This window comes from Roseateles chitinivorans (genome assembly GCF_050632235.1).
Classification (GTDB): domain Bacteria; phylum Pseudomonadota; class Gammaproteobacteria; order Burkholderiales; family Burkholderiaceae_C; genus Roseateles; species Roseateles chitinivorans_A.
This window is the reverse complement of record NZ_CP192584.1, coordinates 3,456,910-3,476,606: the sequence shown is the minus strand read 5'-3', so window position 1 is coordinate 3,476,606 and position 19,697 is coordinate 3,456,910. Positions and strand designations below refer to the sequence as shown.

Sequence of the window (19,697 nt, the reverse complement as noted above, 5' to 3'; positions counted from 1 at the left end):
GGATCATCGGCGATCAAGGCCGGGACGGCGCGCGTCCCGGGAGACTCACTGTGCGCTCAGCGCCAGATCGACGCGCGGCGACCAGGCCTTGTCCTTGTCGCCGCCGCGCTCGTCGTCCTTCGCGTGCAGCTTCGGCGAGGCCAGGAACATGCGCGCATTCGGCACGCCGCGCTCGAGCAGCGCATCGCGGACGGCCACCGCGCGCTGCAGGGCCAGTTCGCGCAACTGCTCGTCGGTGACGGTGTAGCTGTCCATCAGCAACTCACGCATCTGGGCCGCCGGGATGTCCTTGGACAGGCCGATGAAATTGCGCGGTTTGTTGGGCAGCTTGGCGGCGTCGTAGACGACCTTGAGCAGCCGCGCGCGCTGCGCCTCGTCGAGCACGATCGTCGCGGGCGCCGCGTCGGCGGCGGAGGCCGCCACGGCCGGTGCGCCCACCGCCTGGGTGACCGACGCGCGCCGCAATTCGCGGCGGCGTTCGGCGATCAGCGCGTCCTCCAGCTTGGCCCCCTGCGCCGCGCGGCGCTCAGCGTCAGGATCGACCCAGCCCGTGATGCTCAACTGCAGCGCCGGCTTGTCGGCCAGCACCTTCGTCAGCGGCTCGAGCTTCTTCGCCGCCTCCGGCTGCAGCGCCGCCGTGCCCGGCCGGAATTCGAGCTGGCTCATCTCGGCGCCCCCGCCGCCGCCGGACAGCAGAGAGAACGGCGCCGTCAACGCCTTCGTCAGCAGGTTGACGATCAGCTTCACCACCAGGCTGCCGACGCTGAACTCCGGATCGTTGAGCGAGCCGCTGACCGGCAGGTTGACGTCGATGACGCCGTCGCTGTCCTTGAGCAGCGCCACCGCCAGCTTGACCGGCAGCCGCGTCGCCGTCGGGCTGTCGATGCGGTCGCCGAAGGTCAGCTGGTTGAGCACGATCTTGTTGTCGGCCTCCAGCCGGCCGCCGGGCTCGATCTGGTAATGGACCCGCGTGGACAGCTTGCCGCGTTCGATCGCGTAGCCCGCGTACTTGCCGGCGTAGGGCGACAGCGGCGCCAGCTCGATGTCGGTCGCGCTGGCGGTGATGTCCAGCGCGAGCGGCGCGCCGCTCGGGTTCAACTGGCCGCTGATGTCGAGCAGCCCGGTGCCCTCGACCTTGCCCTTGAGCTGCAGCGGCGCCATCGCCGCCGAGCCCGCCGAGAACGCGCCCAGCGTGCCGGTCAGCTCGCTGAGGTTGGCGCTGTAGTTGGGCTTGATGAAACGGTCGTTGAAGTCGACCTTGCCGCCGTTGAGGCGGGTTTCGCCGATGCTGATCCGCAGCGGCGGCTGGCCGGCCGCGGAGGCCGCTGTACCCGCCGTACCCGCCGTTGCCGCGGCAGCCGGATCCGGCGCCGAGGTCGCGCGAGCCACCGTGGCCGCCACCGGCGCGGACGCCGCCGGCGTGCCCGCGACGGCAGCCACGGCCTGGCCCTGCTCGGTCTGGTTCAGGTCGCGCAGGTTCAGGCGTCCCTGCTCGTTGATGATCAGGCGCGCGTAGAACTCGTCCAGCACCGCCTGCTGGATCTTCACGTCCGGCGCGCCGCCGGGCGTCAGCGCCAGCCGCAAGCCGCCGAGCTTCAGGCCCTGCCAGCTCAGCAGGTCCTCGGCCGAACGGCGTCTGCCGTCCTGCAGCCGCGCCTGGCGCAACCGGAGATCGGCGATCACCAGCTCGCCGCCCGCCCGCACCGACGGCCCCTTGGGCGTTTCGGTGAACTCGAAGCCGCCGCGCATCGAACCCTCGGCGCGCTGCAAATGGATGCCGATGGACGGATCGAGGTAGGGATCGGCCCAGTGCAGCGGCAGATGCTCGGCACTCAGCCGTCCCGAGGCCTTCAGCGGCGCCAGCGCCAGTTGCCCGTCCCAGCGGAACTTCGGCACCTCGCGCAGGGGGCGGCGCGTGGCGTCGGGCCGGCGCAGCGTCGCGCCCAGTTGCACCGGCAGCGGCTTGCGCAACTGGCGGCCATCCCAGTCGATGCCGGAGACCTTCAGCACCAGGTCCTGCACGCCGATCGGGCGCGCCGGCTCGTCGTCCAGCACGTGCGTGGCCAGGTCGAGCAAGGTCGCCTCGCCGCCTTCGACAGCGATCTCGGCGACCTGCGCGGTCCAGGGCGCGTTGTCGGCCGGCACCGTCGCCACCGCCGTCGCCACCGCCGAATCGGGGCGCTCGAGCACCTCGGGCACGTCCAGCGTCAAGCGGTCGCCGCGCCCGTCGGAAGCGCCTCGCTTCGACGAGGTCGCCACGGTCGCAGCCCTCTGCCCGCTCGCGGCCCGCGACGACGTCGACGCGCCCATCCAGGCGTCCCAGCTCCACTTGCCCGCCTTGTCACGACCCAGTTGCGCCTTCGGTGCCACCAGCGCCAGTCGTCCGGCGGTGAGCCTGCGGCTGCCCAGCGCGAGTTCCGCCTGATCGAGGCTCAGCTGCTTCAGCGCCAGCACCGGCGTCTTGCCGTCGGCCAGTTGCACATCATCCAGGCTGAGCGCCTTCAGCGACAGCTTGAGGTCCTCGCCTGCCGGTCCGGCACGCACGGCGCCCTGCGTCGCGAAACGCCCTTGGACCGACAGCGGCGTCGCGCCCTTCAGATACGGCGCGAGCCCGTCCAGCGCCAGATCCTTCAGCGCCCACTCCAGCGCGATGCCGGTCGCGCCGACGTCGCCCTTGCCGCTGAACGCCGCCGGGTGCTTCGCGCCTTCAGGCGACAGCGTCGCGGCGATCTGCACGGGCGCCGCCTTCGCGGCCAGCGGCCAGTTCAGCCCGCTGCCCTTGATCGTCAGGCCGTCGATGTTCCACCGGGCCGCTGGACGGAGCGTCTCGTCGGTCCAGCCGACACGACCGCCCTCCAGCGCCAGTTGCTGCACGCCGACACGCCACGGCGCCGCACCCTTGGGCGGCGTCTTCACAGCGTCCGACGACGCGGGCGTCGGCACCGCGGCGTCGGCCTTGGGCGTCGGCATCTCCGGCAGCCAGAGGCGGCCCTGCGCATCACGCCCCATCAGCAGCTCAGGCTGCTTCAAGCTGACCGCCCCCAGCAGCACCTGCCGCTTCAGCGGTTGCACGTCCGCCAGGTCGACGGTCAACGCCTGCCAGCGCAGCCAGTCCGCCCAGCCGCCCTCGGTGTCGCCTCTCGCGTCGGCGCTCGCGCGTCGCTGCAGCGACAGCTCGCGCACCGAGGTCCTGCCGCTGACCTTGACCTCGGGCGGCTGCTTCGGCGGCTGCTTGAAATCCAGCGTCAGCTGCGAATCGACCAGACCCTTGGCCAGCCGCATCGGCAGTTCCTTGGGCCAATAGGCACGGTAGGCCGACAGGTCCAGCGCCTCGAGCTTGACCGTCATGCTCGCGCTGCGCGTGTCGGCGAAGGGCTGCACCTGGCCCTCGCTCTGGAAACCGACCCCGTTCAGGCGCCCCGACAGCCGCGGCTGCACATGGACCTCGACGTCCGCATCCAGCGTCGACAGGAAGGGGATGCCCAGGTGGAGCGCCTTCAGTTCGTGGACCATCCCCGCGCCGCGGTCGTCCAGTCGGAGCTCCCCGTCGGTCAGTTCGATGTTGTAGAGCGCCGCCTCGGCGGGGCCGTCGTCGGGCGTCGCCGCTGCCTTGGGCGCCGCGGCCAGCCGGGCGACGATGTCGTCCAGGTCGGTCTTGCCGTCGGGCAGCAGCGCGACGCGCAGGCGCGGCGAGGTCACCGTCAGCGACGACAACACCGGCGCCAGGTGCCACAGCGAGCGCGGCGACAGCACCGTGCGCACCCGCTGGACCTCGAACAGCGGCGGCGCGGCGGCCGTCGGGCCGGCGATCTTCAGGTCGTCCAGCGTGAGCGCCAGCCGCCACGGCGTGAAGCTCGCGCCCCCCAGCGTCACCGGCCGGCCCAGTTGCTCCGACGCGATCCGGATCCCCGCCCGCTCGATCCACATCGGCAGCGCGATCCACGCGACCAGCAGCAGCGCGATGACGGACAGCACCAGACCCACGAACACGCGCAGCGCGCCGCGGCCAGACCGGAAGAGCGGAGAAGAACACGGGGGCAGCCGGAGAAACCCGGACGAGTCGTGAAGGAAGCTGATTATGCTGGCGGGCCTCAACACCTGACACCGATCCCCGGCTCTCGATGAACGACCTGATACACGCGGTCGCAGCGTTCCTGCTGCCGCCCACCGGCGCCTTTCCGCTGCTGCTGCTCGCCTGGTGGCTGCGGCATCGCCGCCGCTGGCTCTCCGGCGCGCTGTTCGCGTCCGGCCTGATCGCCGTCTGGATCGGCAGCACCGAGCTCGGCGCGCTGTGGTTGCAGGACCGGTTGCTCGGGCCGCAACAGGCGGTCCGGATCGAAGGTCTGAAGGATGTGCCGCCGAAGGAGACGATGATCGTCGTGCTCGGCGGTGGCGCACGCAAGCTGATGCCGGAATACGGCAGCGCCCAGCTCAAGACGCTCTCGATCGAGCGCCTGCGCTACGGCATCTGGCTGTCGCGGCAGACCGGCATTCCGTTGATGTTCACCGGCGGCACGCCCCGGGACGCCTCCGACGAACGCCTGACCGAAGCCGCGCTGGCCGAACGGACCGCGGCCGAGGAATTCGGCTTCAAGCTCGCCGCCAAGGAAGACCGCGCCACCGACACGCGCGAGAACGCCCGGTTCACCGCCGAGCTGCTGCGCGGCCAGCCGGTCCGGCGCGTCGTGCTGGTCACGCACGACATGCACATGCGCCGCTCGCTGCGCGCGTTCCGCGACGCGCTGCCGCCGGAGGTGGAGGTGGTTCCCGCACCGCTCGGCCTGGCACTGCCGGGGTTCGAGTGGCGCGATCTGCTGCCGTCACAGGAAGGCATCTCGCGGGCACGCTATCTCGGCTACGAATGGCTGGGTTACGTCGGCGGCCATTGAAGGCCCCCAAAATAGAAACCCCCTCCGCGCCGGGCGTGCCGGACGAGGAAGGGGTGGGCGGACCAGCCGCCTTTGGGGCTCCGCGGCGAATTGCCGCAGGGCTCCTGGCGCGCAGAGACTGCGCCAGTTGAAGTGCCGGAAAGGCCCGACAACATTAGCTCCGCGCGACCGCCCTTTCAAGCGGCCAGCCTCCCGAACCCGTAGTTTCCTAGCCCCCGAACAAACGCTGATAGAGATCCGCCGCACGCGCTTTCTGCTCGGCCGGCATCTCGATCACGCGACCCCATTCGCGCGGCGTCTCGCCCGGCCACTTGTTGGTCGCGTCCAGGCCCATCTTCCCGCCCAACCCGCTGACCGGCGACGCGAAGTCCAGGTAGTCGATCGGCGTGCCCTCGACCAGCGTCGTGTCCCGCACCGGGTCCATGCGCGTGGTGATCGCCCAGATCACGTCCTGCCAGCTGCGGATGTCGACGTCCTCGTCCACGATCACGATGAACTTCGTGTACATGAACTGGCGCAGGTAGCTCCACAGGCCGAACATCAGCCGCTTGGCGTGTCCGGGATAGGCCTTCTTGATCGAGATCACCGCCATCCGGTAGCTGCAGCCCTCCGGCGGCAGATAGAAGTCGACGATCTCCGGGAACTGCTTCTGCAGGATGGGGACGAACACCTCGTTCAGCGCCACGCCCAGGACCGCCGGCTCGTCGGGCGGCTTGCCGGTGTAGGTCGAGTGGTAGATCGCGCCGTCGCGCTGGGTGATCCGGTTGACCTCGAAGACGGGGAACCAGTCCTGTTCGTTGTAATAGCCGGTGTGGTCGCCGTACGGGCCTTCCAGCGCGTGCAGGTAGCCGCCCTTCTCCTTCAGCGGGATGCCGTCCTCGCTGTGGCCAGTGAAGCCGGGCGCGGCCGGCGGGATGTGGCCCTCGAGCACGATCTCCGCCGTCGCCGGCACCTGCAGCATGCGGCCGGCCTCGCCGACGTTGGTGTCGGCGACTTCGGTCCGTGAACCGCGCAGCAGGCCGGCGAACTGGTATTCGGAGAGCGTGTCCGGCACCGGCGTCACCGCGCCCAGCGTGGTGGCCGGGTCCGCGCCCAGCGCCACGGCGATGGGGAACGGCTGTCCCGGGTTCGCGATCCCGAAGTCGCGGAAATCCAGGGCACCGCCGCGATGCGCCAGCCAGCGCATGATCAGCTGCCGCTTGCCGATCAGCTGCTGTCTATAGATACCGAGGTTCTGGCGGAGGCGCGGGTTCGCGATCCTCTGCGGCCCCCGCGTCACCACCAGCCCCCAGGTCAGCAGCGGGCCGACGTCGCCGGGCCAGCAGGTCTGGATCGGCAGGCGCTTCAGATCGACGTCGTCACCCTCGAACACCTGTTCCTGGCAGGCCGGCCTCTTCACCAGCGACGGCTTCATGTCCCACAGCGCCTTGCCCATCTGCGCCAGCTTGCCCACGTCGCGCAGGCCGCGCGGCGGCTCCGGCTCCTTCAGCGTCGCCAGCAGCTGGCCGACCTCCCTCAACTGGGTGGTCGACTCGGCGCCCATGCCCAGCGCCACCCGTCTCGGGGTGCCGAACAGGTTGGCCAGCACCGGCATGCGGTAGCCGGTGGGCTGCTCGAACAGCAGCGCGGGACCTTCCGCCTTGAGGACCAGGTCGCTCACGGCCGTCATCTCGAGCACCGGCGACACCGGCTCGGCCACGCGGCGCAGCTCGCCCATGGCCTCCAAAGCGCCCATAAAGTCACGCAGATCTCGGTACTTCATAACTCAAAGTAGTTAAGAACAAGGCCCATACGGTTGACGGGTTATTTTTGATCCATAGAATCGCGCCCTGCCCTGGCCCCCAGGGTTATCCCGGTCTTCGCTGTGGGACGCGAAACCGGTGTGCTGCCAATGGACGCTGGATCGCCCGTCTGTCGCATCAAGAGCCTGGAGCCCTCTGAGAGCCCTCCAGGCCGTCGACGACGCCCGAGCCGGCCCATTATCACCACCCCCAGGTGGGTGTCCGGCGAGTGAACGCTTCGAGCGGCTCGCCAGACACACACCGGGTGTGGTCGGAGAAAGGAGTCGCATGACAGCGCGTTCAGACCTGCTATCCCTGCCCCGCCAGGCGCAAGCCGCCCTGGTGCTTTTCGTCAAGGACATCGGCCAGGGCCTCCTGGTCGTCAGCCACAACACGCTCGCCCTGGTGGGCTTCGCCGTCGTCGCCGTCGGGCTGGTCTTCGCCAGCCAGGCCGACCTGCGCCAGCAGCTGGAAGGCCAGGTGCTGGGCTGGCTCAACGCCCGCCACGAGGCGCGCGTCGAGGCCTCCGGCGACGTGCTCGCCCTGATGGCCGAGCCCGACGCGATCAGCCGCGCCACCGCGGTCGATCCGAAGGAGCTCACCCGTCAGCAGGCGCTGGTGGCCAACTACCTGGCCCGCCGCTACCGCGTCGCGCCGGAACCGGTCAGCCGCCTGGTGAAGGAAGCCTGGGACGTCGGCCAGCGCGCCCGCGTCGAGCCGACGCTGATCCTGTCCATCATGGCGATCGAGTCCGGATTCAACCCCTTCGCCCAGAGCGCCGTCGGCGCCCAGGGCCTGATGCAGGTGATGACGCGCGTCCATGACGACAAGTACGAGGCCTTCGGCGGCAACTTCGCCGCCTTCGACCCGGTCACCAACCTGCGCGTCGGCGTCCAGGTGCTGAAGGAGTGCATCCAGCGCGCCGGCAGCCTCGAGGAAGGCCTGCGCCGCTACGTCGGCGCTGCCAACCTGCCCGACGACACCGGCTACGCCTCGCGCGTGCTGGCCGAGCAGGACCTGCTGAAGGCCGTCGCCCAGGGCCGCAATGTCAGCCCGTCGGCACCGCGCCCGGTCCGTGAGCCGGCGTCCGCGCCGGCCCCGACCGGCGAGCAGGTCGCGATGACCGCCGTGATGCGCTGATCGTTCCATTCGCACCGATCACGCGCCTTTCATGCGCCTTCGACACGGGTTCCGATCGGAACCCGTTTTTCATTGTGCGAAGCCTTCGCCCCACCGCCGTGGGAACAATGTCACGGGATGGCCGGCGCCCCGAGCCGGTGCGGCTACACTGCGGACTTCGCGCAACTGGCGATCAGGGCGCCCTGCCCGGAGACGATCCTGTCTCCGCACAGGCGTCGCCCGAGGTGGGCCACCACCGGGAAGCGCGAACGGCCGGGGACGTCCCCGGCTGTCCGTGCCGTTCGCCTGGGCCGCCGTCGTTCCGACAGCCGTCGCCGCCTCGCCGTCATCCCTGACCCGCGACCGCGACCATGCGCTGCCGGGCGGGCGGCGCCAACCCTTGAGCCGACATCATCATGTTTGACCGCACCCAACAGACCCTCGCCACCGTCGATGCCGAAGTCTTCGCCGCCATCCAGCAGGAGACCCGACGCCAGGAAGACCACATCGAGCTGATCGCCTCGGAGAACTACACCTCTCCGGCGGTGATGGAAGCCCAGGGCAGCCAGCTGACCAACAAGTACGCCGAGGGCTATCCCGGCAAGCGCTACTACGGCGGCTGCGAGTACGTGGACATCGTCGAGCAGCTGGCGATCGACCGCCTGAAGCAGCTCTACGGCGCCGAGTTCGCCAACGTGCAGCCCAACAGCGGCTCGCAGGCCAACCAGGGCGTGTTCTTCGCGCTGCTGCAGCCCGGCGACACCATCATGGGCATGAGCCTGGCCGAAGGCGGCCACCTGACCCACGGCATGGCGCTGAACATGAGCGGCAAGTGGTTCAACGTCATCTCCTACGGCCTGGACGCCAAGGAAGAGATCGACTACGACGCGATGGAAGCGCTGGCGCGCGAGAAGAAGCCCAAGCTGATCATCGCGGGCGCCTCGGCGTACTCGCTGCGCATCGACTTCGAGCGCTTCGGCAAGATCGCCAAGGAGATCGGCGCCTACTTCATGGTCGACATGGCGCACTACGCCGGCCTGATCGCCGCGGGCGTCTATCCGAACCCGCTGCCGCATGCCGACGTCGTGACGTCCACGACGCACAAGAGCCTGCGCGGCCCGCGCGGCGGCATCATCCTGACCAACGACGAAGCGATCGCCAAGAAGATCAACTCGGCGATCTTCCCCGGCATCCAGGGCGGCCCGCTGATGCATGTGATCGCCGGCAAGGCGGTGGCCTTCAAGGAAGCGCTGACGCCCGAGTTCAAGGCCTACCAGCAGCAGGTCGTCGCCAACGCCAAGGTGCTGGCCGACACGCTGATCGAGCGCGGCCTGCGCATCGTCTCCGGCGGCACGCAGAGCCACGTGATGCTGGTGGACCTGCGCCCGAAGAACCTGACCGGCAAGGAAGCCGAGGCCATCCTGGGCGCGGCCCACATGACCTGCAACAAGAACGGCATCCCGAACGACCCGCAGAAGCCGATGGTGACCAGCGGCGTCCGCCTGGGCACGCCGGCGATGACCACGCGCGGCTTCAAGGAGGAGCAGGTCCGCAAGACCGCCCACCTGATCGCCGACGTGCTGGACAACCCGCACGACGAGGCCAACCTGGCCCGCGTGCGCGAGCAGGTGGCCGAACTGACGCGTCAGTTCCCGGTCTACCGCTGAGCGGAGTCCTCGGCACATGCGCTGCCCGTTCTGCGGTCACGGCGACACGCAAGTGTCGGAGACCCGGGAGTCCGACGAAGGCGACGTGGTCCGTCGCCGCCGTCGCTGCCAGTCCTGTGACAAGCGCTTCACGACCTACGAGCGCGCGGACATCGCGCTGCCCATGGTCGTGAAGAAGGACGGCACGCGCGCCGAGTTCGACATGGGCAAGCTGCGCGCGTCGATGACGCTGGCACTGCGCAAGCGGCCGGTGAGCATCGAGCAGATCGACGCCGCGCTGGAGCGCATCCAGGAGAAGCTGCTGAGCACGGGCGTGCGCGAGATCCCGTCGACCAAGCTGGGCGAGCACGTGATGCGCGAGCTCAAGCGGATCGACAAGGTCGCCTACGTGCGCTTCGCGTCGGTGTACCGCTCGTTCGAGGACGTCGACGAGTTCCGTCAGCTGATCCGCGACATCTGAGACTGCGCGTTTTCACGCGTCTCCCCCAAAGGCCGGCCCCCTTCAGCGGGTCGGCTTTCCCCTCCTGAAGGCGAAGCGCATCGCGGGCCATCTCCCTAGAGTTCCTGGCAACTCTTCGGGAGATCTTCCTTGCAGCCTGCCACGCCCCCCGTCCGCTCTCACTTCCACTGCCCGGCGCCCTGCCCGGCCCTGACCGCCGTCCGCGGTGTCAGCCTCATCGAGCTGCTGGTCAGCATCGCCCTCGTTGCGCTGGCCGCCGTGCTCGCGGGGCCCGACCTGCGCGACTGGCTGTGGCGCCAGCGGCTCGCCAACGCCGCCCAGGCCGTCCTCGGCGACCTGCAACTCGCCCGCAGCGAGGCGATCCAGGGCGCGCGCAACGTGATCCTGCGCTTCGGCGGCGATGTGTCGGCCGTCAGCGGCAGCGGGCGCTGCTACGTGCTGCACACGGGCGCGCCGTCCGCCACCACGGCCACCGCATCCGCGACCTGCGACTGCCGCCTCGAGGCGCCGCCCCTGTGCGACGGCGGCGCGCAGGCGATCAAGCAGGCCCGCTGGTCCGGCGGCCGGGGACAGGCGGAGGTCGTGTCCAACGTGCCGTCGATGCTGTTCAGCGGACGCCAGGGGACCGTGTCGGTGAGCGGCACGATCGAGGTCCGCATGGCCGGCATCGGCGCCGTGCGTCACATCGTCAGCATCACCGGCCGCGTGCGCAGCTGCACGCCCGACGGTGCGCTGGGCCGCCTGCCGAGGTGCGCATGAACCGCCGCGGCTTCCCGCTGTTCGGTCTCCCGCTGATCGGCTTCTCGCTGATCGAGCTGCTGACCGTGCTGGCCATCGTGTCCGTGTTGGCCGCGCTGACCTTGCCCGGCTTCCGCGACCAGGTCCTCAAGGGCCGCCGCGCCGAGGCGCGCGAGGCGTTGCAGTCGATCCAGATCGCGCAGGAACGTTTCCGCGCTCGAAGTCCCCGGTATGCCGACCGGCTCGAGGACCTGGCGCAACCCGCGACGACGAAGGGCGGGCTCTATCGCCTGCGCATCGTGCGGGCCGACGCGACGCGGTATCAGGTGGAGGCCGTCGCGCAGGGCAACCAGTCCGCGGACCGCCGGTGCCAGGTGCTGACGCTCCGGCTCGATCTGGGGTCGACCACCACGACCGGGTTCGACGATCGCGGCGCGGAGCAGGCCGACGCCTGCTGGCCGCAATGAAGGAGGCCACACGATGAACCGACAACGCCTCGCAGTTCCGACGCGCCACCTCGCACGGAGCCTCACCCGGGTGACCCCACGACGCTCCTCGCCGCACTCCTTGCCGAGCGTCCCACGGCGCTCCTCACGGGTCGTCACGCGCAACGCCACCCGGGGATTCACGCTGGTGGAGTTCATGATCGGCCTGACGATCGGGCTCCTGTTGCTGGCGGGCGCCTTCTCGATGGCCGGCGTTCAGCTCGGCGAGCACCACCGGCTGATGCTGGAACTCCAGGTGCAGCAGGAACTGCGCGCCACGGCGGAACTCATCCTGCGCGACCTCCGGCGCGCGGCGTTCTGGGACAAGGCACAGGACGGGGTGTGGCAGGACGACGCGACTGCCCCCATCCTCAACCCCTATACCGATCTGACGGTGGAAGACTCCGGGCGCCGGGTCAGCTACAGCTTCGCTCGCGACGGCAGCACACCGAGCGCCGGTAGCCTCCGGGAGACCTCCGGATTCCGGCTCAGCGAGGGACGGATCGACCAGTTGATCGCCGGTCGCTACCAGCCGCTGACGGATCCGGACCTCTTGCGGGTGAGCGGGTTCGAGGTGCGCCTCACCGCCCAGGCCCATCCCTTGGGCGAGACCTGCGTCACCGGTTGCGCGCCCGGCGCGGCGGGTTGCACCCTCGCCCTGTCCACACGCCTGGTGACTGTGACCATCGATGCCGAGGCCACACACGACCCGCGCGCGCGACACCACCTCGAGATGCTGAGCCAGTTGCACAACCACGCCCTGTCGGGAGACTGCGCATGATCCGGGCACAGGAGCGGGGGTTGGCCACGCTGACCATGTGCGTGGTGCTGCTGGGCGTGCTGGCGCTCGGGGCCGCCTGGGCGGCGCGGCAGCTGGTGACGGCGCAGCGTGTGGCCGCCAACGATCTGCGGGCCGCCACGGCGTCCGAGGCCGCCGACTCCGGCACGGCCTGGGCCGTGGCCCTGCTCAACAGCGGCGCCATCGATGACACCTGCCGATCCGCGACGACGTCACCGGTCGCCGGCGGCACGGCACCCTCGGACTTCCGAAGCCGGTTCCTGCTGATCGGACCGGACGGCCACTATCACGCGCCCTCCTCGCTCCCGACCTCACCCCCCACCTCGTCAACGCCGTCGGCAGCCGGCGCCGGGCCGGCGATGCCGGCCTGCGTGAACTCAGGTCCGCTGCGATGGTCCTGTCGCTGCGCGGCCACCGCAGGAGCGCCTGCAGACGCCGAGCCCCGCGCCGACGGCGAGGCGCAGCCGCAGTTCAGCGTCCGCTTCGCCGACGCCGGGGCCGCGGGACAGCTGAAGCTCATCGTGCGCGGCTGCAGCGACCGCCGGGCGGACTGCGACGACGTGTCCGGCGGGCCGGTCGGGGTGGCGGAGACCTCGCAGCAACTGGCGCTGCTCAGCGCACTGCGCGTGCCGCCGGCGTCCGCCCTCGTCAACACCCCGGGCAGCTTTCTCCAGGTCTTCGGTTATCCGCCAGGGCGGTACCGCGACCAACCCGCCATCACGCGGCTGCGTTGCCTCGACGACTGCGGCGCCTCGCTGGCACAGGCACTGGCGCGCGGCCGGCGCCTGATCTGGATCGACGGCGACGCCCGCCTGTCCGAATGGCCGGCGTCGGCGCTGGACGGCTCGCCGCTGGTGCTGATCGTCGACGGGCGGCTGGACCTCCTCGCGGGCGGCCATCCGCAAGGCGTGATCTACGCGCGGGACGGCCTCGCCTGGCATCCGCCCGCGGGCCAGCCGGCCTCGCTGCGCGGCGCGGTGATCAGCGAGGGACCGGTGGACAAGCCCGCCTCGGTCCAGTTGATCCACGACGCCGCCGTGCTCTACCGCATCCATCGGCAGATGGGCAGCTTCCTTCCCGTGCCCGGCGGCTGGACACCGACACGATGACGACGATGACGCGCCTCACTCCCCACAGCCCTCCCCGCAGCCCTCCTCACGGCCCTCCTCACCGCTCTCGTCATCCGATCGATCACCCCGGCGGCGCCGGGCGTCGCCTTCGCAGCGGATTCGCGCTCATCGAAGCGCTGATCGCGCTGGTGCTGCTGTCGATCGCCGCGGCCAGTCTCATGACGCTCCAGGCCCGCCTGCGCATCGCCGCCGACGAGGCCCGCCACCACGACCAGGCCTTGCATCTCGCCCGCAATGAACTCGAGCGCTGGCGCGGACAGCCGGACGCGCCGGCCCCGGCACTGAGCTGGGAAGGCCCGGACCTCGTGTTCTCCATCGCCGGCGGCGCTGCACTCGCCGCGGACGCGCCTGTCCCGCCGGACGCCAGCGCCTCGGATGCTGTCTCCACGTCACTGCCCTTGCGCCCCGTGCAGTTGCGGGTGCAGTGGACCGACCGTGCGGGTCACGCCCGGACCGTCACCCTCGAGAGCCTGCTCCCCCTCACCGATCCAGCCCTCTCCGGATGGCTGCTCCGCCCGCCCGGGCCGCGCCGCTAGACTCCGCGCCATGCAAGAAGTCCCTTCGCCCGACCTGCCGCCCGATCGGCCAATCGATCAACCATCTGGGCCCTCTGAGCCATCTGGCCCGCCGCCGATCAACGGTGCCCGCGCGTCGACATCGCGCGACGACTGGTGGATGGCCGAGGCCGTTCGGCTCGCCCAGGCGGCGGTCGGACTCACCGACCCGAACCCGCGCGTCGGCTGCGTCATCGTCGACGGCGAGGACCGCGTGCTCGGTCAGGGTCACACGCAAGCCGCCGGGCAGGCGCACGCCGAGATCATGGCCCTGCGCGATGCCCAGGCCCGGGGTCAGGACGTGCGCGGCGCCACCGCCTATGTGACCCTGGAGCCCTGCGCCCACCACGGCCGCACCCCGCCCTGCTGCGATGCCCTGATCGCAGCCGGCCTCGGCCGGGTCGTGGTCGCGCTCGGCGACCCCAACCCGCAGGTCGCCGGCGAGGGACTCGCACGGATGCGCGCCGCCGGCATCGCGACCGAGGTCCTGCCGATCGGGCATCCCAGCGCCATCGAGGCGCACGAGCTCAACATCGGCTTCCTGACCCGGATGCGGCACGGACGCCCCTTCGTGCGGATGAAGGTCGCCGCGTCCCTGGACGGACGGACCGCACTGTCGAACGGCGTCAGCCAGTGGATCACCGGCCCCGAGGCCAGGCGCGACGGTCATGCCTGGCGCCGCCGTGCCGGCGCGGTGCTGACCGGCATCGGCACCGCGCGCGAGGACGATCCTCGCCTGGATGTCCGGGACGTGGACACCGTGCTGCAGCCGCAGCGCGTGCTGATCGATTCCCGGCTGGAACTGTCGCCGGACGCTCGCCTGCTGGCGCCGCCCGGGCAACTGCTGATCTATCACGCGCTGTCCGAGCCGGGCGAGCGCGGCGCCGCGCTGGCCGCCCGCGGGGCGGAACTGGTGTCCGTCGCCGATCCGGTCAGAGGCAAGGTCGACCTGGGCGCGGCGATCCGCGACCTGGGCCGGCGCCAGGTCAATGAGTTGCACATCGAGGCCGGGTACAAGCTCAACGGTTCGCTGCTGCGCGCCGGGCTGATCGATGAACTGCTGATCTACATCGCGCCGATGCTGCTGGGCGAAGGCCGCGGCATGGTCGACCTGGGCGGACTGACGGCGCTCGACGGCGCGCCACGCTTCCGGATGGTCGACTGCCAGTCCGTCGGGGGCGATCTGCGCCTGCGCTTGCGTCCGGTGGCCGCGTAATCGCCGCCTGATCGCCGCTTCAGCCCGGTCTCCCCCGTCGTCGAGCAACCCCGCGCCCCGGAGAACCGGGCCGCCCCCGCCTACAATCGCGCCCATGCCTATTTCACCGATTCCCGAGCTGGTCGCCGAGCTGGCGGCCGGCCGCATGGTCATCCTCGTCGACGAAGAGGACCGCGAGAACGAGGGGGACCTCGTCCTGGCCGCCGACCACGTCACGCCGGAAGCGATCAACTTCATGGCCAAGCATGGCCGCGGCCTGATCTGCCTGACCTTGACCCGCGAGCGCTGCGAACTGCTGCAGCTGCCGCCGATGGCCACGCGCAACGGCACCAAGCATGGCACCGCCTTCACCGTCTCGATCGAGGCGACCACCGGCGTCACGACCGGCATCTCGGCGGCGGACCGTGCGCGCACCGTGCAGGCGGCGGTCGCCAAGGGCGCCGTCGCGGCGGACCTGGTGCAACCGGGCCACATCTTCCCGCTGCAGGCGCAGGACGGCGGCGTGCTCATGCGCGCCGGCCACACCGAAGCCGGCTGCGACCTGTCGCGCATGGCCGGCCTGACGCCCGCCGGCGTGATCTGCGAGATCATGAACGACGACGGCACCATGGCCCGTCTGCCGGACCTGGAGATCTTCGCCAAGGAACACGGCCTGAAGATCGGCACCATCGCCGACCTGATCGAGTACCGCAGCCGCAACGAATCGATCGTGCAGCGCATCGCGCAGCGTCCGCTGGACACGCGCGAAGGCCGTTTCGAGTGCCACGTCTTCCGTGACCGCTCGAACAACGTCCACATGGCGCTGGTGCTCGGTGAATGGCAGCCCGACCAGGAAGTGCTGGTGCGGGTGCACGAGCCCTTCTCCGCGATGGACCTGCTGGACGCCGGCCGATGCGGCCACAGCTGGCCGCTGCCGCAGGCGCTGGCGGCGATCCAGCGCGAAGGCGCCGGCGTCGCGGTGCTGCTGAACTGCGGCGAGGATGCCGACGCGCTGCTGGCCCGCCTGCAGCCGAGCACATCGGAAGACACCCGCCAGACCATGGACCTGCGCACCTACGGCGTCGGCGCGCAGATCCTGCGCGAACTCGGCGTCCAGCGCATGAAGCTGCTGGGCAGCCCGCGCCGCATGCCGAGCATGACCGGCTACGGGCTGGAAGTGACCGGCTTCCAGGCCGCCCAGCCCGGCCACGACAAGAACTGCTGAGCCGAGGACCGCATGCAAGGATCTGACAAGGGTCAATCGACCCGTCTGGACGGACAGGGGCTGCGTGTCGGCATCGTCCAGGCGCGCTTCAACGATGAACTGACGACCGCGCTGGCCAAGGCCTGCCTGGCCGAACTCGTCCGCCTGGGCGTCCAGGACGCCGACATCCGTCACGTGACCGTGCCCGGTGCGCTGGAAGTGCCGGTGGCGCTGCAGGCGATGGCCGTGAGCGGCAAGTTCGATGCGCTGGTCGCGCTGGGCTGCATCATCCGCGGCGAGACCTACCACTTCGAACTGGTCGCCAACGAGAGCGGCGCTGGCGTGACGCGCCTGACGCTCGACCACCGCCTGCCGATCGCCAACGCGATCCTGACGGTCGAGAACGAGGAACAGGCCTGGGCCCGGGCCGAAGACAAGGGCCGCGATGCCGGAACCGTTGCCGTCGAGATGGCACAGCTGCTGAAAGAACTCAAGTGAACACGAACGACAACAATCCCGCCGGCAAGCCCGCTCCCAAGATGGGCGGCAACACGGGCGGCAAGCCGGCCGCCAAGAAGGCACCGGCCAAGTCGGCCCGCCGCCGCTCGCGCGAGCATGCGCTGCAAGGCATCTACCAGTGGCTGGTGACCGGCGACGACCTCGGCGTGATCGACGCGCACACGCGTGAGCAGGACGGCTTCGAGAAGGCCGACCGCGGCCACTACGACAAGCTGTTCAATGGCGCGATCGAGGAAGCGGCCGATCTGGACACGGTGCTGGCCCGTCACGCGGACCGCAAGACGACCGAGCTGTCCCCGATCGAACACGCGATCCTGATGATCGGCGCGTACGAGCTGAAGAACTGCATCGACATCCCGTACAAGGTCGCGATCAACGAGGCCGTCGAACTGGCCAAGTCCTTCGGCGGCACCGATGGCCACAAGTACGTCAACGGCGTGCTGGACCGCGCCGCGATCGACCTGCGCCCGGTCGAGGTGAAGGCCGTCCGCGGCAACTGATCGCCGCACGGACCGAGGCCGACGCTGCGCCCGCAAGGGCGCCGTCGGCCTTTTTCATTGGCGCGGGATCCACCCGGACCGCAATGCCCGTCGGCCGGGCATCGCCGGGATCGGTGCCGCCCTTCAGGTGGCGCGACCTCGCCACACGCTCACGAGGCCCGCGACCAGCGCGAATCCCGCGGCCATGCCGAGCCCCGCATGCGACGCCCGTGACGCCGGCAGCCACGTGAACAGCAAGCCCATCAGCAGGCTCCCGAAGGTCTGACCGGTGAGACGTGCCACGCCTTGCGCGCCGCCGGCGGCGCCACTGCGCTCCTTCGGCGCGGACAGCAGCATGTTGCGGTTGTTGGGCGTCTGGAAGAAGCCGAATCCCAACCCCGCCAACGCGGTGAAGGCGACCAGCGCCGGCCGAGGGTCCGCCTGCACCGGCCAGGCCGCGCAGAGCGCCAGCCCCGCTGCCAGACAACTCGCACCCGCCGCGCAGAGCCAGGCCGTCGGCAGGCGATCGGCCATGCGGCCGGACAGGGGCGCGGCCAGCATCACCGCCAGCGGCCATGGCGTCATCAGCAGGCCGGTCTCGAGCACGCCCAGTCCCAGCACGTGATGCATGTAGAACGGCAGCGCCACGTAGCTCGCCATCTGTCCCGTGAAGCAGCACACCGACGCGATGATCGACATCCGGAACGACGGCGAACGCAGCAGGTCGATCGGGATCAGCGGTGCCGCGCGCGGCAGCTCGCGGCGGACCAGCAGGGCGCCGCAGACGATGGCCGCAATCAGCAGCGCGCCGCCCTCCAGCGGACTCGTCAGCACCTGATCGCCGCCGAGCACGAAGGCTGCGAACATCCCCGCGTTGAGGACGACGCTGACCCCGTCCAGCGGCCGCCGCGTGCCGGGCGTGGCCGGCAGTCCGCGGGCGGCGATCAGCACCAGCACGCCGACCGGCAGGTTCACCGCGAACAGCCACGGCCAGCCGGCCACCGACAGGATCGCGGCGCCGATGGTGGGGCCGGCCGCCGACGCGCCCGCGACCGCCAGCGCGTTGTAGGCGATGGCCTGCCCGAGCAGCCGCTTCGGATAGGTGAAGCGCAACAGCGCCAGGCCGAGCGGCATCACCGCCGCGCTGCCCAGTCCCTGCAGGCAGCGCCCCGCCACCAGCCATCCCAGCGAGGGCGCCAGCGCGCACAGCGCCGAGGCCACGGTGAACAGGGACACGCCGGCGACGAAGACGCGCCGGTAGCCGAGGCGTTCGCCCAGGGCCGACGCGGGCAGCAGGAACATGACCACGGCCAGTTGATAGGCCGTCGCGACCCAGATGGCATCGGCGGGCGAGGTGTGCAGGGTCTGCGCGATGTTGGACAGCGCCACGTTGGCGATCGCGCCATCCAGCACGACCAGCGCGATCGCGCCGAGAAGTGCCGCGACCGCGGCATGACGGCGCGGCAGCGGCACGCCGTCGGTGTCGCCATCGGGCAGGCCGGACGCCGCTCCGGCGGTGGCGGAGGAAGCGGAGGCCGCTGAGGACACAGGCGCAGCGGACGGTGCGACGGAGGGCGTGACGGACATCGGGATGGCGCCTCGGGAGGCGGCTCGAAAGGCAGTGCGTCCAGCATAGGAGTGGGCCGGGCATGCGACCAGCGCGCCGGGCGCAGGGAGTCCCTGCGCGCGACGCCATCCGCACCGCTCGCGCGCGTGCTAGCGTGCCCGCATGGCCGACGACATCGATCTGAACCTGCTCACCGCGCTGGATGCGCTGCTCGCCGAAGGCAGCGTGGCGAAGGCCGCCGAGCGGCTGCGGCTCAGCGAATCCGCGATGAGCCGCACGCTGGCGCGGCTGCGCGAGGCCACCGGCGATCCGCTGCTCGTGCGCGCGGGCCGCACGATGGTGCCGACACCGCACGCGCTCGCCCTGCGGGACCAGGTCCGCGAGCTCGCGCAGGGCGCGCGCGCCGTGCTGCAGCCGGCCGGCGCGGGCTGGGACCTGCGGGCGCTCCGGCGGACCTTCACGCTGCGCGCGAACGACGGCTTCATCGAAGCCTTCGCGCCGGCGCTGGTCGCCCGCGCAGCGGAGGAGGCGCCGGGCGTGTGCCTGCGCTTCGCGCCCAAGCCCGACAAGGACGTCCGTCCGCTGCGGGAGGGCCTGATCGATCTCGACATCGGCGTGCTCGGCGAGTCCGGCCCCGAGGTGCGGATCCAGGCGCTCTACCGCGACCATTTCGTCGCGGCGGTGCGCGAGGGCCACGCGCTGCTGGACGCGCGTGAACCCGATGCGGCGGCGTACGCGGCGTGCGCCCATGTCGTCACCTCGCGACGCGGCCGTCGCGCGGGTCCGGTCGACGAGGCGCTGGCCGCGCGCGGCTTGAAGCGCCGTGTCGCCGTGGTGGTGCCGAGCTTCCGCGCGGCGCTGTCGATCGCGGCCGCGACGGACCTGGTGGCGCTGGTGCCCTCCTCGTTCTTCCGGCCGGATCTGGCCCAGGGCGCGCTGCGTCCCTTGCCGCTGCCCGTGCCGACGGAGCCGATCACCGTCTCCCAGATGTGGCACCCCCGCCTGGACAAGGATCCGGCGCACCAGTGGCTGCGTGGGATGGTCTTCGAGCTGTGCAGGTCGATGGCCTCGCCGTCGTCACCGCCACCGCACTGATCGAAGCCAGTATGAC

General features: G+C 70.8%; 17 protein-coding genes. 14 read left to right on the top strand and 3 right to left on the bottom strand.

The genetic code is table 11. The annotated features are described in order from the left end of the window. Window positions 1-45: 45 nt before the first annotated feature. Window positions 46-3,990 (bottom strand): DUF748 domain-containing protein, encoded by a 3,945-nt coding sequence (locus ACQ859_RS15900; protein ID WP_431261758.1) that lies wholly within the window; start codon window positions 3,988-3,990, stop codon window positions 46-48. A 131-nt stretch (window positions 3,991-4,121) separates the two neighbouring features. On the opposite strand from ACQ859_RS15900, the gene ACQ859_RS15895 reads away from it, so the two are divergent. After that, window positions 4,122-4,889 (top strand): YdcF family protein, encoded by a 768-nt coding sequence (locus ACQ859_RS15895; RefSeq protein WP_431261757.1) that lies wholly within the window; start codon window positions 4,122-4,124, stop codon window positions 4,887-4,889. A gap of 208 nt (window positions 4,890-5,097) precedes the next feature. On the opposite strand, the gene ACQ859_RS15890 is transcribed toward ACQ859_RS15895, so the two are convergent. Next, the gene (locus ACQ859_RS15890; protein WP_431261756.1) at window positions 5,098-6,651 is read right to left on the bottom strand and encodes a UbiD family decarboxylase domain-containing protein; all 1,554 of its coding nucleotides are present in this window, start codon (window positions 6,649-6,651) and stop codon (window positions 5,098-5,100) included. A 307-nt stretch (window positions 6,652-6,958) separates the two neighbouring features. Here ACQ859_RS15890 and ACQ859_RS15885 point away from each other — a divergent pair, with 307 nt between their 5' ends. From ACQ859_RS15885 to nusB, 12 genes are all read left to right on the top strand, one after another. Then, entirely contained in the window at window positions 6,959-7,810 is an 852-nt protein-coding gene (locus tag ACQ859_RS15885) for a transglycosylase SLT domain-containing protein (RefSeq protein WP_431261755.1), read from the top strand. A 395-nt stretch (window positions 7,811-8,205) separates the two neighbouring features. Next, complete coding sequence (glyA, locus tag ACQ859_RS15880) at window positions 8,206-9,456, top strand: serine hydroxymethyltransferase (RefSeq protein ID WP_431261754.1); 1,251 nt, start codon at window positions 8,206-8,208, stop codon at window positions 9,454-9,456. A gap of 16 nt (window positions 9,457-9,472) precedes the next feature. Further along, window positions 9,473-9,916 carry a transcriptional regulator NrdR gene (gene nrdR, locus ACQ859_RS15875; protein WP_067271194.1) on the top strand — a complete coding sequence of 148 codons (444 nt, stop codon included), beginning with the start codon at window positions 9,473-9,475 and terminating at the stop codon, window positions 9,914-9,916. Window positions 9,917-10,045: 129 nt separating this feature from the next. Continuing rightward, a complete protein-coding gene (locus ACQ859_RS15870; RefSeq protein ID WP_431261753.1) occupies window positions 10,046-10,675 on the top strand; it encodes a GspH/FimT family pseudopilin in 630 nt (209 codons plus the stop codon). After that, window positions 10,672-11,121, top strand: a complete 450-nt coding sequence (locus tag ACQ859_RS15865) for a type IV pilin protein (RefSeq protein WP_431261752.1) — start codon at window positions 10,672-10,674, stop codon at window positions 11,119-11,121. Before ACQ859_RS15870 ends, ACQ859_RS15865 begins: the two co-directional genes overlap by 4 nt. A 13-nt stretch (window positions 11,122-11,134) precedes the next feature. After that, on the top strand, window positions 11,135-11,920 hold the full coding sequence (locus tag ACQ859_RS15860) for a PilW family protein (RefSeq protein WP_431261751.1): 786 nt from the start codon (window positions 11,135-11,137) through the stop codon (window positions 11,918-11,920). 20 nt (window positions 11,921-11,940) lie between these two features. After that, window positions 11,941-13,047 (top strand): hypothetical protein, encoded by a 1,107-nt coding sequence (locus ACQ859_RS15855; RefSeq protein ID WP_431261750.1) that lies wholly within the window; start codon window positions 11,941-11,943, stop codon window positions 13,045-13,047. Then, window positions 13,044-13,604 carry a type IV pilus modification PilV family protein gene (locus ACQ859_RS15850; protein WP_431261749.1) on the top strand — a complete coding sequence of 187 codons (561 nt, stop codon included), beginning with the start codon at window positions 13,044-13,046 and terminating at the stop codon, window positions 13,602-13,604. The genes ACQ859_RS15855 and ACQ859_RS15850 overlap by 4 nt, the downstream gene beginning before the upstream one ends. A gap of 10 nt (window positions 13,605-13,614) precedes the next feature. Beyond that, window positions 13,615-14,838: a bifunctional diaminohydroxyphosphoribosylaminopyrimidine deaminase/5-amino-6-(5-phosphoribosylamino)uracil reductase RibD gene (ribD, locus tag ACQ859_RS15845; RefSeq protein WP_431261748.1), complete on the top strand. Its 1,224-nt coding sequence runs from the start codon at window positions 13,615-13,617 to the stop codon at window positions 14,836-14,838. Between the two features lie 94 nt (window positions 14,839-14,932). Continuing rightward, window positions 14,933-16,042, top strand: coding sequence for a bifunctional 3,4-dihydroxy-2-butanone-4-phosphate synthase/GTP cyclohydrolase II (ribBA, locus tag ACQ859_RS15840; protein WP_431261747.1), 1,110 nt, complete (start codon window positions 14,933-14,935; stop codon window positions 16,040-16,042). A 12-nt stretch (window positions 16,043-16,054) separates the two neighbouring features. Continuing rightward, window positions 16,055-16,519, top strand: coding sequence for a 6,7-dimethyl-8-ribityllumazine synthase (gene ribH / locus ACQ859_RS15835; protein WP_431261746.1), 465 nt, complete (start codon window positions 16,055-16,057; stop codon window positions 16,517-16,519). Window positions 16,520-16,560: 41 nt separating this feature from the next. Then, on the top strand, window positions 16,561-17,040 hold the full coding sequence (gene nusB, locus ACQ859_RS15830) for a transcription antitermination factor NusB (protein WP_431266567.1): 480 nt from the start codon (window positions 16,561-16,563) through the stop codon (window positions 17,038-17,040). 123 nt (window positions 17,041-17,163) lie between these two features. Here nusB and ACQ859_RS15825 read toward each other — a convergent pair whose 3' ends face one another. After that, the gene (locus tag ACQ859_RS15825; protein ID WP_431261745.1) at window positions 17,164-18,606 is read right to left on the bottom strand and encodes an MFS transporter; all 1,443 of its coding nucleotides are present in this window, start codon (window positions 18,604-18,606) and stop codon (window positions 17,164-17,166) included. Window positions 18,607-18,748: 142 nt separating this feature from the next. Between ACQ859_RS15825 and ACQ859_RS15820 the strand changes: the two genes are divergently transcribed. Then, window positions 18,749-19,681: a LysR family transcriptional regulator gene (locus tag ACQ859_RS15820; RefSeq protein WP_431261744.1), complete on the top strand. Its 933-nt coding sequence runs from the start codon at window positions 18,749-18,751 to the stop codon at window positions 19,679-19,681. The last annotated feature ends 16 nt before the right edge of the window (window positions 19,682-19,697 follow it).

What these genes read in the sequence shown, in the direction of transcription:
- ACQ859_RS15890 (WP_431261756.1), bottom strand. Translation starts at nt 6,651, where the DNA reads ATGAAGTACCGAGATCTGCGTGACTTTATGGGCGCTTTGGAGGCCATG.
- nusB (WP_431266567.1), top strand. Translation starts at nt 16,561, where the DNA reads ATGGGCGGCAACACGGGCGGCAAGCCGGCCGCCAAGAAGGCACCGGCC.
- ribD (WP_431261748.1), top strand. Translation starts at nt 13,615, where the DNA reads ATGCAAGAAGTCCCTTCGCCCGACCTGCCGCCCGATCGGCCAATCGAT.
- nrdR (WP_067271194.1), top strand. Translation starts at nt 9,473, where the DNA reads ATGCGCTGCCCGTTCTGCGGTCACGGCGACACGCAAGTGTCGGAGACC.
- glyA (WP_431261754.1), top strand. Translation starts at nt 8,206, where the DNA reads ATGTTTGACCGCACCCAACAGACCCTCGCCACCGTCGATGCCGAAGTC.
- ACQ859_RS15850 (WP_431261749.1), top strand. Translation starts at nt 13,044, where the DNA reads ATGACGACGATGACGCGCCTCACTCCCCACAGCCCTCCCCGCAGCCCT.
- ACQ859_RS15865 (WP_431261752.1), top strand. Translation starts at nt 10,672, where the DNA reads ATGAACCGCCGCGGCTTCCCGCTGTTCGGTCTCCCGCTGATCGGCTTC.
- ACQ859_RS15820 (WP_431261744.1), top strand. Translation starts at nt 18,749, where the DNA reads ATGGCCGACGACATCGATCTGAACCTGCTCACCGCGCTGGATGCGCTG.
- ACQ859_RS15860 (WP_431261751.1), top strand. Translation starts at nt 11,135, where the DNA reads ATGAACCGACAACGCCTCGCAGTTCCGACGCGCCACCTCGCACGGAGC.
- ACQ859_RS15825 (WP_431261745.1), bottom strand. Translation starts at nt 18,606, where the DNA reads ATGTCCGTCACGCCCTCCGTCGCACCGTCCGCTGCGCCTGTGTCCTCA.
- ribBA (WP_431261747.1), top strand. Translation starts at nt 14,933, where the DNA reads ATGCCTATTTCACCGATTCCCGAGCTGGTCGCCGAGCTGGCGGCCGGC.
- ACQ859_RS15895 (WP_431261757.1), top strand. Translation starts at nt 4,122, where the DNA reads ATGAACGACCTGATACACGCGGTCGCAGCGTTCCTGCTGCCGCCCACC.
- ribH (WP_431261746.1), top strand. Translation starts at nt 16,055, where the DNA reads ATGCAAGGATCTGACAAGGGTCAATCGACCCGTCTGGACGGACAGGGG.
- ACQ859_RS15885 (WP_431261755.1), top strand. Translation starts at nt 6,959, where the DNA reads ATGACAGCGCGTTCAGACCTGCTATCCCTGCCCCGCCAGGCGCAAGCC.